The following is a 12,333-nucleotide window of genomic DNA, read 5'->3' as shown; positions in this document are numbered from 1 at the left end:
TTTGAGGGGTGCGGCTTCCAGTGTTGCGGTCAAGCTCTCCTGAAGAGGGCGGCGATGAGCGAGATCACCAGGAAAGCGAGGAAAATGAAGAACAGAATCTGCGCGATGCCCGCCGATGTACCGGCGATGCCGCCGAACCCAAGCGCACCAGCGATGATCGCAACTACGAGAAATACGAGCGCCCAGTACAGCATGATGCGTCTCCTTCTTCTGTCGGGGAAAGAACGTGGCTCGGTTTCGTTTGTTCCACCATTTGCCGAAAAAGACGATCCCTTGAAGGGCTTTTCAAGTCGCAAACAGGGACGCGCCACACGCGGCGAAAAGCCTCGCCTGGCGGTCCAAGAGCTTAGCTTCCGCAGGCTCAGGCGGCGGCTTTGGCCTGGCGGTCGAAGAACAGAGCTTGGCTGATTAAAGCTTTGACCATGTCCGGATTGAAAGGCTTTGTGACCAGAAAGGCCGGCTCCGGGCGCTCGCCGGTCAGGAGGCGTTCCGGAAAGGCGGTGATGAAGATCACCGGCACCGGTGTCGAGGACAAAATCTCGTTGACGGCTTCGATACCCGAGCTGCCGTCGGCGAGCTGGATGTCGGCCAGGACCATTTTCGGCCGCGTCCTGCCGAACAAGGCCACCGCCTCGGCATGGGTGCGCGCCGTGCCGACCACGCGGTGGCCAAGACTTTCGACCATTTCCTCGATATCCATGGCGATTAGAGGCTCGTCCTCGATGATCAGCACGTCGGTCGCCACCTGGCGGGAAATCTCGTTGCTTGCCTGGGCCAGCAGCTCCGAGAATTCTTCTTCCTCGACGTCGAGGATTTCAGCCGCCTCGTCCTCGCTGAAGCCCTCGACGGCAACCAGAAGGAAAGCCTGCCGCGGACGGGGCGCGAGCGCATTCAGATTGGCCGCAGCCCGCTGCTCCCAGGCGGTCTGTGCCTGTTCCTGCGGCACGCGGATGGCGACGGAGGTGAACAATCTGGCGAAGACCTTGTAGAGCGCGATGCGGTCACTCGAGGCTTCGGGGAAGATATTGGTGTCGGCGATAATGGCTTCTAACATCGCGGCGACCAGCGCGTCACCGCTCTCCTGCGAGCCCGTTACTGCCCGCGAGAAGCGGCGCAGGAACGGAAGATGCGGAGCGATGGTAGCTGACAAACTCATTATTGACGTCTCCCTCAGATGACGTTGCATTTTCGAGACTAAACCGACTACGCACCCCGGATTTCAAACGCAGGCTTCCGGAAAAAGTTCCGCCGGCTTGGGAACTAAATTACAAGGCGGGCGTTTCGGGACTTCGGGATGGGCAACCAGACGAGGGTTCCGCTTGCGTTGTGGTTTGAAGCTGAAGAGCGGTTCGGGTGCTGGAAACTAGGGCTAATATGAAAGAAATGTCAAAAAAACAAATGCCTGATGCCGTAAGCAGGCATCGGAACGGGGATGGCAACCCGCTGGGGGCAAACTCCGAAATCGCCCGTAAGCTCAAACAGTATTATGACGAGCTGGTCTCGGACCGTGTACCGGACCGTTTCGCTCAGTTGCTCAGCCAGCTGGAACAGGCCGAACCTGCCCAGAAAAAGGACTGAGGCATGGCGGCCGTATCCCAGAGCTTCAAGACCGAGCTGCTCGGCGCGATTCCGAGCCTGCGCGCTTTCGCCGTGTCGCTGACGCAGAACGCCGATCGGGCCGACGACCTTGTCCAGGAAACGCTGGTCAAGGCGTGGGACAAGCATGAAAGCTTCCAGCCCGGCACCAATTTGAAGGCATGGCTGTTCACCATCCTGCGCAACGAATTCTATTCGCAGATGCGCAAGCGCGGCCGCGAAGTGCAGGACAGCGACGGCATCATGACGGCCAGGCTTGCCGTGCACCCGGCCCAGCACGGCCAGCTCGACCTCAAGGATTTCCGCGGCGCGCTCGAGCAACTGCCCGAGGACCAGCGCGAAGCCATCATCCTGATCGGTGCTTCAGGCTTCTCCTACGAAGAAGCCGCCGAGATCTGCGGCTGCGCGGTCGGCACGATCAAGAGCCGCGTCAGCCGGGCGCGCGCCAGGCTGCAGGAGATCCTCAAGATTTCCGGAGAAGACGAGTTCGGGCCTGACGCGATCTCGGCGCAGGTCACAGGTTCGAACGCGGCTTGAGCCGATCTCTACCATTGCGGCTGCAAGGGTAACCTCAGGCCGGGGCGGCCCGGCCGCAGGCCAGGGCCACGGCTTCGACAAGATCGTCGCCCGAGAAGGGCTTGGTGACCAGGCGGATGTCCGGGAACGCGTCCTTGATCTCGTCCGAATCGGAATAGCCGGAGGCAAATACGAACGGCAGGCCCTCGCTGCGCAGCCGGGCGGCGAAATCCAGGGTCGAGACGCCTGCGAGCATCAGGTCGACCACCGCCGCGTCGAAGCGCGGAGACAGAGCTTCTCCGTCGATGTCGGCGATCTCTCGGGCGATCGTCACTTCGGCGGCGCCGTGGTCGCGGCAAAGCTGCTCGACGTCCAGTGCGATCAGGAACTCATCTTCCAGTACGAGGATACGCAGTCCGTCGAGCAATGCTGGCACTTCTCGGTTTTCTCCTGGGGCAGGGCCGCACTGATGCGCGGAATTCGCTGCCATGTCATTTAAAAAAGACATGGGACGCGGTCTCGCGGAACCCCTGCCGGTCTCAAGCGTTTCCCTGCGCCCACGAAGGGCAGGGATTTCGAAGAGGGGTCGAAATGTCCAGCCAAAGCGCACATCCGGCTGCGAGTCGTCAATATCCTTGCGAAGTGTGTCCGTTGCGGTCGTTGCCCGCCTTTCGCGCGTTCGACACGCAGGAGCTGTCGTTCGTAAGCACTTTCAAGCGTGGCGAGCTAGCCGTCGACAAGGGGGCGACAGTCCTGGTCGAAGGCAGCCACAGCGCGCATCTCTACACCGTGCTGTCGGGCTGGGCGTTCCGTTACAAGCTCTTGCCCGACGGGCGCCGGCAGATCCTTAATTTTTCCATGCCCGGCGACCTCATCGGTTTGCAGGGAAGCTTGATGGGCGAGATGCAGCATTCCGTCGAGGCCTTGTCAACGATGCTGTTGTGCGTCTTCGAGCGCGAACAGCTGCAGGAACTTTATCGCAATTATCCGGGTCTTGCCTACGATATCACCTGGATCGCGTCGCGCGAGGAACGGATGCTGGACGAGAACCTGCTCAGCATCGGACGCCGCACCGCGCTCGAACGAGCGGCCTACCTCATCGCCTTTATCACCAGCCGGGCGCGCAGTGCCGGAGTGAACGGCCAGACGCCGGTGCGGATACCTATCACGCAACAGCATATCGCCGACACCCTAGGCCTTTCGCTGGTCCATACCAACAAGACGATCCGCAAGCTGATGGACCGCAAGCTCATCCTATGGCGAGACGGCGGCTGCGAAGTGGTCGACTATGACGGACTGAAGAAGCTCGCCCGCTGGGAGGGGCTCGGCGAGGAACGCCGTCCGCTGATCTAGGCCGGTTGGAGCCGCTGAAAGGGGAACTTTGACACAGAACGGACGTTGAAATCCAAGCAAACCCAGGGAGTTAGAGATGGCAACCGCCGCAGGCAGATCCGCAACAGATGAAGCGACCACCGCCGACCTAGAGGCCGATATCGAGCAATTGAAAGTGGACATCCAGAAACTCACGGAGCAGCTCGCCAAGACCGGTCAACACGGTTATGGGGCGGCGCGCCATGCCGCTGCGGAGGGCGTCGAACAATTGCGCGCGCAAGGTGAAGCAGCCTTCGAGAGCATGCGGAGCAGCGCCGAAGACATTGAAGCGCAGCTGGTAGCCAAGGTGCGCGAGAAGCCCGTGACATCGCTGGCCATCGCGGCGGGCCTCGGTTTCCTCTTCGCCCTGCTTTCCCGCCGCTAACCTCAGATGGGGACGCTTGTCTCGCTGGTCTCCGCCCTTGCCTCGGGCGAGGCAATGGCGGCTTTGCAAAAGGCAAAAACGACGGCAATCTTCTACGGACTCGCCGCCGTTTTCACCTTGTGCGCTGTCGGCTTCCTCATCTGCGCCGTCTATATCTGGCTGGCGGCGCGCTATGGACAGCTGGCGACCAGTCTCGGCTTCGGCATCGGGTTCATGGTGCTTGCCGGGCTCACCCTTGTCATTCACAAGCTGACGATGAGTATGCGGAGCAGGCGGCGCGCGAAACGGCGGCAGGCCGACATGACCGCGCTGGGCGTCACCGCGGCACTTGCATTGCTTCCGGCCCTTGCCAAGGGCAAGGGCGGAGCCATCATCGCGCCCGCCCTGGCGGTCTTGGCCTACGCCATCTATCGCGAGAATGCCAAGCCCAAGCCGCGCAGGCCGGATCAGGAGGACATGCATTAGACTACTCGAGACTGCTCGACTTGTCTAAAAGACTACTCGAGACTGCTCGACTTGTCTAAAGGCCGGTGGCCCGCTCCAAGCTCGCCAACCTCAAACCCGTGCCCTGATCTGTTCGTCCAATGATGGCGAAAGCGATGCCACCCGGTCTGGAACCTTCACGCAAAGGGCCCGTTACCCGACCGTGCTGCGCCTGAAAAGCCGCCGCCACGCAACATGGAGGCCAATCATGACCAAGATCGTTCCTGAAAACAAAGCCCGTCAGGGACACTGGGGCTGGCATGCTCTGAGGATACTCATCGCCGGCCTGTTGCTGGTGTTCATTGCGTGGGGCGCGGTGGAGATTTACGGGGAATTGATAAAGTCGCCGAATTCCGACGCGCAGCATGTACCGCAGCCGCCCGGCACCGAGCAGGGCCCAGCTCCCGCCCAACCGACCTCGCAACCCTGAAGGAGCGCTTTCCGCTCAAGCCGCCTTTGCGCTGACGCCGCGCGCCGGAACGAGGACGTTCAGCGCGCCGGGGTGGATTTCGACTGTTGTCTCGCGCTCCACCCGGATCAACTCGCCATCCATGACGGCTCTGACCTTTTTGACTGAAGAGTGGATTTTCAGCACCGCCCTGTCTGCCTGATGCACCTCGACATGCGCGCTCTGGCGCCACCTGCCGCGCAGCATGTCCAGCAAAAGCTTTGCCAGATGATGGCGACGGCGTGCGACGCTGACATAGATGCCGAGCACGCCGCCGGCCGGATTGTCGGCATAGGGCAGATGGCCTTCGCCGAACAGGTTGTTGGAAATGCCGATGCCGGTGGTGCGGGTTACAATTTCGGTCTTGCCGATGGTCAGACTCACCTTCAGTGCCGGCGGGTTCTTGATAGCCGCCCATGCGGCGCGCGCGGATGCCTGCATTTTTCCAAGTCGCGAACCGAATTCCATTTTTTCGCGCAGCTGGACCATCTTTGCATGCATGCCGATGGAAAACTGATGAACGAAGGGCTGGCCGTTGGCGCTCGCCATGTCGACGGCGATCACCTCTCCGTCGGCGAAGGACTTCAACGCACCCTCCAGTGTCTGCGGAATGCCAAGGCCGCGGGCGAAGAGGTTCATCGTGCCGGCCGGGAGAATGGCCAAGGCCTTCTTCTTGTTCATGAGAAGGGAAGCGGCCGTGGAAATTGTGCCGTCCCCGCCGCCAGCGAGAACGACGTCGACGCTCCGCTTGGCGATGGCTTTTTCCAATGCTGCAGCGATGTCACGACCGGCAACGATTTCAATCTGAACGGAATGACCGGCGGCTTCGAGGATCTGACGCAGCTGGTCGGCGAAAGCCTGGATGTCGATGGTGCGGAACGTGCCGCCATCCTGGTTCAGCACCGCAGCAATCCACATTCCCGCTCCGTATCTTTCTGGACTGGGCGGACGACGCCTCAGCCGCAGCCCAAACGAAAGTGCCGGCGCAAGGTTCCCCCGCGGTCAGGAATCAGCGCGACGGGGCGGCGGCGGCTTTTGGAACAAGGCCAAGTTGGAACAAGGTCACGGACACAACGTTGTGATCCTGTCGATACTGTCGCGCCCGCCACGCCGTTCAGAGGCCGCGCGGGACAGCGCCATGCACAAAGATCAGGCACGAGGAGAGATTATTATGATCCGCACTCTTTTTGCGACCACCGCGATCGCGACGCTGCTCGCGAGTGGCGCTTTTGCACAGACAACTCCCGCCCCGGCTCCACAGGCCCCAGCAGCGGAAAACACGGCTCCTGTTCCCCGCGCCGAGGGCGCCCTGATGACCAATATCATCGGCGAGTCCGTCTACAATGGCACCGGTGATGACGCCCAGAACATCGGCAAGGTGGATGATGTCGTTTTCGATTCCGCCGGCAAAGCCAAGTCCGCAATCATCGGCGTCGGGGGATTCCTCGGCGTGGGCAAGAAGGACGTCGCTTTCGACTACGGCAAGCTGGAATGGGCCGAGAAGAACGGCGACCGGTGGCTGGTTGTCAAGTCCACCAAGGATGAGCTGAACGCCTTGCCGGCGTTCGACCGCAAGCCTTACGATCCGGCGCCGGCGCAGTCTACCGACGCTACGCAGCCCGCCAACAACACGACAACAGCGCAGGCTCCCGCTGCGGCGCCGGCCGAGCCGGTGAAGAAGGCGGAGGGCAATCTGGCCACGAACATCATGGGCGAGTCGGTCTATAACGGCACTGGGGACAACGCCCAGAAGATCGGCGACGTGAAGGACATCGTGCTTGCCAAGGACGGCAAGGCCGAGTCGCTGGTGATCGGCGTCGGCGGCTTCCTCGGCATCGGCACGAAGAACGTCACTTTCGACTTCGACAAGGCGAAATGGGCGGAGAAGAACGGCGACCGCTGGCTGGTGGCCGAGACGACGAAGGAGCAGCTGCAGGCCCAGCCGGAGTTCGACCGCAAGCCTTATGATCCGGCGGCTGGCTCGACGACGGCCGCGAACAATGCGCCGGCAACCACCACGCCTGCGGTGGTCTCTTCGGGCACGACGTCCGATAAGGCAGCGAAGCCGGCAGAGCCCGCCAAGTCGACGGCCGAGAACAAGCCTGCGACGCCGCCGGCCCAGAGCACGGCCGAGAACAAGCCCGCCGCTAACGGCACCGCCGCCACCGACCAGACCAAGACCGCGTCCATCGACAAATCGACGCTGAGCGAAATGCCCATGGGCAACATCCGCGTCGACGACCTCAAGGGCACGACGGTCTATGGCGCCAACGATGCCGAGATCGGTTCGATCGGCGATGTCGTGCTGACGCCCGACAACAAGCCGGACGCGGTCGTTGTCGATGTCGGCGGCTTCCTCGGCATCGGCGCCAAGGAAGTGGCGATCGGCATGGACAAGCTCAAGTTCATGACCGACAAGAACGGCAAGAAATATCTATACACCAACTTCACCAAGGAGCAGCTGCAGGCGCAGACGGCTTATGACAAGAGCAGTTATGCCGCCAACCGCGACCAGCAGCGGTTGATTCTGAAATGAGGCAATAGGCAGTAGGAAATAGGCAGTAGGCGAAAGAATGTTCTACTGCCTACTGCCTACTGCCTACTGCCTACTGCCTACTCACGTACCCGACCACTCCATCCTCAGTCAGTTCCGCCAAGGCCAGCGACTGATCGAGGTGAGCGGCGCGCCAGGCGAGCATCTTTTCCGCGAACTCCAGCCGTACCGGCAGATAGGTCGGGTCGTTAGCCAAATTGTTCAGCTCGCCCGGGTCCTTCGACAGGTCGAACAGAAGCGGCGGCAGGCCGCCGCCGAAATGGACATATTTGAAGTCCACGGTACGAAGGACGGCGAGGTTGCAAGCGCGCGATCCGATGCCGAAATGGCGCTCGGCTTCGCCTTTGGCGACAGTGCGGAAATCAAACTCCCAACGCGCGGCGTCGCGCCAGTTCTGCGGTTCCTTGCCGTCTATCCACGGCGCGAGCGAGCTGCCGTCGAGGTGGCGCTGCGGCGCGGCGCCGATCAGGTCGAGCAAGGTGGGGAAGACATCGACGGCTTCGGTGAAATGATCCACAGACGAGCCCGCCGCGGCGGTCCGGCGCGGATCCCGGACGATCAGCGGAATGTGATAGCTGGCGTCGAAGAAGCCGCCTTTGCCGAGCATGAAATGGTCGCCCATCATCTCGGCATGATCGGAGGTCAGCACGATGACGGTGTGGTCCCAGGCGCCCGCTGATTTGATCGCCTGCCAGATGCGGCCGAGCTGCGCGTCGACCTCGGAGATCATGCCGTAGTAGATCGCGCGGATGCGGCGAAAGTTCTCCTCGCTCCAATCCGCCACCTTGCCCTCGATGCCGGGGATGAATTTTGTCCGCTTCTGCCCGGCGAGATCGTAGGCGAGATAGGGATGGCTCTCGGCTTCGTCTTCCGGGTTTGCTGCGCGGTTGAAAGCGGGCCCTTCGGCCGGATCATACATACTGTTGTAGGGTTCGGGCACGATGAAGGGCGGGTGCGGGCTGATGAAGGAGACATGCGCGAACCACGGCGCGTGCTCTTCCTGCTCGCCAAGCCAGCGGATGAATTCGCCGGCCAGGAAAGCGGTCGACGTCTGGTCTTTCGAATAGACGGGCGGTGCGTTGGTCACGCCGCGTTCCGCCTGGCCGCGGGCCGGACGGTGGATGTCGGGGCTGCCTTCGCCGGTGTCGACGCCTTGCGCGCGCAGCCACGACAGCCATTGCTTCTGATGCTCGGGCAGGGCCTGGCGCAAGGTGAAGCCCGGCAGCACCCCCTCATAGCTGCGCAGCCGCGGATCCCCGGCCGCCAGCTGGCGCGGATCGAGCGACACATCGGTGTAGCCGAACAGGGTGGGATCATAGCCCGCCGCGCGCGCCGAAAGCGCGATGTTGCCATGGCGCGCATCAAGCGGCGTGCCATTGCGGCAGACGCGGTTGTTCATCTGGTAGAGCCCGGTGTAGAGGCACGCGCGGGCAGGAGAGCACGGCGCCGCCCCGGCATAGTGGCGGCGGAAAAGCACGCCCTCCGCAGCGAGCGCATCCACATTCGGCGTCTTCACCACCGGATGGCCGGCCGCCGAGAGGCAATCGCCGCGCCACTGGTCGCAGGTGATGAGGAGAACATTCGGGCGGCTCGGCTGATTGTCCAAGATCGTCTCCTTGTGGAAGCGCTCAGATGGACCGGAAATCACCGGCGTTGCAAGCCAATGCCGGTGATAGATTGGTGAACATATTTTGAAGAGTTGTTCACTTTTATGACACAGTCCATTCTGTGTTTGCCCGCTTTGCCGCCAGCCCGCCCATCCTCATATTGGCGTGGACAGCGGCGAGGGCCGCACAAGGACAAGGGAAGGAGCACTATCATGCTCAATCAGATCCAGGGGTTGCATCACGTCACCTCGATGGCGAGCGATGCACGCCGCAACAATGAGTTCTTTACAAAAAAGCTCGGCTTGCGCCGGGTGAAGAAGACCGTCAATTTCGACGCGCCGGACGTCTACCATCTCTATTACGCCGACGAGGTCGGCACGCCGGGTTCGGTGATGACCTATTTCCCGTTCCCCGATATCGCCAAGGGCAGACACGGCGTCGGCGAGGTGGCGACAACGGTGTTCTCAGTGCCGGAAGGCACGTTGGCCTATTGGGAAAAGCGCTTCGCCGAGGAGGGCGTGGGCAATGTTGCCCGCACCGAAAGCTTCGGCGAAAAGCGGCTCACCTTCACCGGCCCGGACGGCGACAGTTTCGCGCTCGTCGAGGACAAGACCGACAAGCGGGCGCCCTGGGTCAAGGGCGGCGTTCCCGGCGACGAGGCGATCCGAGGCTTCCACTCGGTCTCGCTCCGGCTGAAGGATGGCGGCGCCACCGAGGAGCTGCTGAAATTCATGGGCTATGAGGAGGTCGACAAGTCCGGCAATATCCGCCGGCTGTCGATCAAGAACGGCAACGGCGCCGATGTCGTCGACATCGAATCGTTGCCGGGTGCCGGCTTTGCCAATCTTGGCGCCGGCTCGGTGCATCACGTTGCCTTCGCGGTCGAGGATCGTGCCAAGCAGCTGGAAGTACGCAAGGCGCTGGTCGACACGGGCTATGGGGTGACGCCGGTTATCGACCGCGATTATTTCTGGGCGATCTATTTCCGCACGCCGGGTGGCGTGCTGTTCGAGGTCTCCACCAACGAACCGGGCTTCGACCGCGACGAGGACACCGCGCATCTCGGCGAGGCGCTGAAGCTGCCGACGCAGCATCAGCATTTGAGGCCTTACCTCGAAGAACACCTGCCGAAGCTGGAAGACTGAAGCCATGAGCAAGGACGCTTACATCCACAAGGTGCTGCCCGGTTCGCCGGGCAGTCCGCTGCTCTTCGTCCTGCACGGCACCGGCGCCGACGAGAACCAGCTTCTCGGTTTCGGCCGCGAGCTTCTGCCTTCGGCGACGATCGTGTCGCCGCGCGGCGATGTGTCGGAGCACGGTGCTGCGCGCTTCTTCCGCCGTACCGGCGAGGGCGTGTACGACATGGACGACCTGGCGCGCGCGACATCGAAGATGGCAGGCTTCGTCAAGGCGCATGCCGAAGCGGCAAAACCCTCGGCGGTCTTCGGCCTCGGCTACTCCAACGGCGCCAACCTCCTGGCTTCGGTGGTGTTTGCCGAGCCCGGTCTGTTCGACGCCACGGCGCTGATGCATCCGCTGATCCCGTTCGAGCCGCAGGTGCAGGGCAGTCTTGCCGGCCGCCATATCCTGATCACGGCCGGCAAACGCGATCCGATCTGCCCGCCCAATTTGACGTCGCGGCTCGAGGCCTATTTGCGCGCCGACGGCGCCGATGTCACAGTGGAATGGCACGACGGCGGGCATGAGGTTCGGCCGAATGAAATCGAGGCGGCGCGGCGGTTTTTCGCGCCGGCGCCGGTTGCCGAAGGAGGCAAGTAAAAATGGCTGACCAACTGCCCGAGATCGAACTGGAAGACCGCGGCTCAAAGGGGCGCTATGTGCTGCGCGGCCCCGGCGGCGCCGAGGCCGAGATGACCTTCACCAAGATCGGCGAACACCAGCTGATCATCGACCACACCGAGGTGCCGGATGTGTTTCGCGGCCAGGGCGCCGGACTTCGGCTCGTCACCCGCGCGGTCGAGGATGCGCGCGCCGCCGGCAAGAAGATCATCCCGCTCTGCCCCTTCGCCAACGCCCAGTTCCGCCGCCACCCTGAATGGGCGGATGTGCTGAAGCAGTAGTGCCGTCTTCCCCTTGTGGGCCCACAAGGGGAGAAGGAAAAGAGCCAGCCCGGCATTTGCACCGTCCGGTCATCTTGCCTAAGTTGACGGTTCGCTCGGACGAAACCCGTCGTCCCGCCCGTCCCCGATTTTGAGTGGCTTCCCTGATGACCGATACCGACCTGATCCCCGTTTTCGACGGACACAACGACACGCTGCTTCGGCTCTACCAGTCGAAGGAAGCCGATGTCGAAAAGCTGTTCATCGAGGGGACTCCGGGCGGGCATATCGACCTACCGCGCGCCAGGAAGGGCGGCTTTGCCGGCGGCATGTTCGCGATTTTTCCGCCGCCGGTCGAAAAGTCGAAACGCAGCGCCGTGCCGCCGGCACCGAGCGACAATGAACCGCTGCCGCCCGAACTGCCGCAGGCCGATGCGATCACCTCGACCATCGGCATGGCTTCCATCCTGTTCCGGCTTGAGCGCGCCGGCGCGCTGACCGTCTGCCGCAGCGCCGGCGATGTGCGGGACGCGATGGCCAAGGACTCGATCGCGGCGGTGTTCCACATCGAAGGCGTCGAGGCGATCGATCCCGAGCTTGCCATGCTCGACGTGCTGCATGCTGCAGGTCTGCGTTCGCTGGGCATCGTCTGGAGCCGCCCCAACGCCTTCGGCAATGGCGTGCCGTTCCGCTTTCCGTCCTCGCCCGACACCGGGCCTGGCCTCACCGATGCCGGCAAGGCGCTGGTCAAGGCCTGCAACAAGCTCCGCATCATGATCGACCTCTCGCATCTCAACGAGAAGGGTTTTCGCGATGTCGCGGCGCTGAGCGACGCACCGCTGGTCGCGACCCATTCCAACGTGCATGCGATCTGTGGTCATTCGCGCAACCTGACCGACTGGCAGCTCGGCGCGATCCGTGAATCGGGCGGCATGGTGGGTCTTAACTTCGCCACCGGCTTCCTGCGCGAGGATGGCCGCATGAATGCCGACACCAGCCTCGACATCATGGTGCGCCACATCGATTCGCTTTTGCAGGCGCTGGGTGAGGACGGCGTCGGGCTGGGTTCGGATTTCGACGGCGCCATGATCCCGGCCGTTATCGGCGACGTCGCCGGCCTGCCCAAGCTCATCGATGCGCTGGCGGCCCACGGTTTCGGGCGCGCGCTGATCGAGAAGATCGCTTACCGGAATTGGTTGAGCGTGCTTGAACGCACGATCGGATAAGCCTCCCGTGTGAGTGCATGATCGCAGATTAAAAGATTGGAACCCAGCGCTTTTCACGTCGTCATTCTAGGGCGAAGCAGGAGCGAA

General features: G+C 62.5%; 16 protein-coding genes. 11 read left to right on the top strand and 5 right to left on the bottom strand.

Annotated elements, in window-relative coordinates:
- Positions 1 to 29 precede the first annotated feature (29 nt).
- Together LB553_RS03265 and LB553_RS03260 are read right to left on the bottom strand one after the other, a co-directional pair.
- Positions 30 to 194, bottom strand: coding sequence for a DUF1328 domain-containing protein (locus LB553_RS03265; RefSeq protein ID WP_224510619.1), 165 nt, complete (start codon positions 192 to 194; stop codon positions 30 to 32).
- 167 nt (positions 195 to 361) lie between these two features.
- A complete protein-coding gene (locus tag LB553_RS03260; protein ID WP_224510618.1) occupies positions 362 to 1,156 on the bottom strand; it encodes a response regulator in 795 nt (264 codons plus the stop codon).
- A gap of 218 nt (positions 1,157 to 1,374) precedes the next feature.
- On the opposite strand from LB553_RS03260, the gene LB553_RS03255 reads away from it, so the two are divergent.
- Positions 1,375 to 1,578 (top strand): NepR family anti-sigma factor, encoded by a 204-nt coding sequence (locus LB553_RS03255; RefSeq protein WP_224510616.1) that lies wholly within the window; start codon positions 1,375 to 1,377, stop codon positions 1,576 to 1,578.
- Between the two features lie 3 nt (positions 1,579 to 1,581).
- Entirely contained in the window at positions 1,582 to 2,133 is a 552-nt protein-coding gene (locus tag LB553_RS03250) for an RNA polymerase sigma factor (RefSeq protein WP_040985057.1), read from the top strand.
- 34 nt (positions 2,134 to 2,167) lie between these two features.
- Here the strand turns inward: LB553_RS03250 and LB553_RS03245 are convergent, their stop codons facing one another.
- Entirely contained in the window at positions 2,168 to 2,548 is a 381-nt protein-coding gene (locus LB553_RS03245) for a response regulator (protein WP_224510615.1), read from the bottom strand.
- Between the two features lie 155 nt (positions 2,549 to 2,703).
- Between LB553_RS03245 and LB553_RS03240 the strand changes: the two genes are divergently transcribed.
- From LB553_RS03240 to LB553_RS03225, 4 genes are all read left to right on the top strand, one after another.
- Positions 2,704 to 3,465, top strand: a complete 762-nt coding sequence (locus LB553_RS03240) for a Crp/Fnr family transcriptional regulator (protein ID WP_224510985.1) — start codon at positions 2,704 to 2,706, stop codon at positions 3,463 to 3,465.
- Positions 3,466 to 3,541: 76 nt separating this feature from the next.
- Positions 3,542 to 3,868 carry a DUF883 family protein gene (locus tag LB553_RS03235; protein WP_224510614.1) on the top strand — a complete coding sequence of 109 codons (327 nt, stop codon included), beginning with the start codon at positions 3,542 to 3,544 and terminating at the stop codon, positions 3,866 to 3,868.
- Between the two features lie 6 nt (positions 3,869 to 3,874).
- A complete protein-coding gene (locus tag LB553_RS03230) occupies positions 3,875 to 4,333 on the top strand; it encodes a hypothetical protein (RefSeq protein ID WP_224510613.1) in 459 nt (152 codons plus the stop codon).
- A 226-nt stretch (positions 4,334 to 4,559) separates the two neighbouring features.
- Positions 4,560 to 4,781, top strand: a complete 222-nt coding sequence (locus tag LB553_RS03225) for a hypothetical protein (RefSeq protein ID WP_224510612.1) — start codon at positions 4,560 to 4,562, stop codon at positions 4,779 to 4,781.
- 15 nt (positions 4,782 to 4,796) lie between these two features.
- Here the strand turns inward: LB553_RS03225 and LB553_RS03220 are convergent, their stop codons facing one another.
- Positions 4,797 to 5,717: a diacylglycerol/lipid kinase family protein gene (locus tag LB553_RS03220; protein WP_224510611.1), complete on the bottom strand. Its 921-nt coding sequence runs from the start codon at positions 5,715 to 5,717 to the stop codon at positions 4,797 to 4,799.
- A 253-nt stretch (positions 5,718 to 5,970) separates the two neighbouring features.
- On the opposite strand from LB553_RS03220, the gene LB553_RS03215 reads away from it, so the two are divergent.
- Complete coding sequence (locus tag LB553_RS03215) at positions 5,971 to 7,335, top strand: PRC-barrel domain-containing protein (protein WP_224510610.1); 1,365 nt, start codon at positions 5,971 to 5,973, stop codon at positions 7,333 to 7,335.
- 70 nt (positions 7,336 to 7,405) lie between these two features.
- Here the strand turns inward: LB553_RS03215 and LB553_RS03210 are convergent, their stop codons facing one another.
- Positions 7,406 to 8,959 (bottom strand): alkaline phosphatase family protein, encoded by a 1,554-nt coding sequence (locus LB553_RS03210; protein ID WP_224510609.1) that lies wholly within the window; start codon positions 8,957 to 8,959, stop codon positions 7,406 to 7,408.
- Positions 8,960 to 9,172: 213 nt separating this feature from the next.
- Here LB553_RS03210 and LB553_RS03205 point away from each other — a divergent pair, with 213 nt between their 5' ends.
- The 4 genes from LB553_RS03205 (at position 9,173) to LB553_RS03190 (ending at position 12,246) form a co-directional block, all read left to right on the top strand.
- The gene (locus LB553_RS03205) at positions 9,173 to 10,105 is read left to right on the top strand and encodes a VOC family protein (RefSeq protein WP_224510608.1); all 933 of its coding nucleotides are present in this window, start codon (positions 9,173 to 9,175) and stop codon (positions 10,103 to 10,105) included.
- A 4-nt stretch (positions 10,106 to 10,109) separates the two neighbouring features.
- A complete protein-coding gene (locus LB553_RS03200) occupies positions 10,110 to 10,739 on the top strand; it encodes an alpha/beta hydrolase (RefSeq protein ID WP_224510607.1) in 630 nt (209 codons plus the stop codon).
- 2 nt (positions 10,740 to 10,741) lie between these two features.
- Positions 10,742 to 11,041 (top strand): GNAT family N-acetyltransferase, encoded by a 300-nt coding sequence (locus LB553_RS03195; protein WP_027166574.1) that lies wholly within the window; start codon positions 10,742 to 10,744, stop codon positions 11,039 to 11,041.
- A gap of 146 nt (positions 11,042 to 11,187) precedes the next feature.
- Entirely contained in the window at positions 11,188 to 12,246 is a 1,059-nt protein-coding gene (locus LB553_RS03190) for a dipeptidase (RefSeq protein WP_224510605.1), read from the top strand.
- Positions 12,247 to 12,333 lie beyond the last annotated feature (87 nt).

It is taken from the genome of Mesorhizobium sp. CA8 (genome assembly GCF_020164955.1).
GTDB lineage: Bacteria > Pseudomonadota > Alphaproteobacteria > Rhizobiales > Rhizobiaceae > Mesorhizobium.
This window is presented reverse-complemented; position numbering and strand designations above follow the sequence as displayed.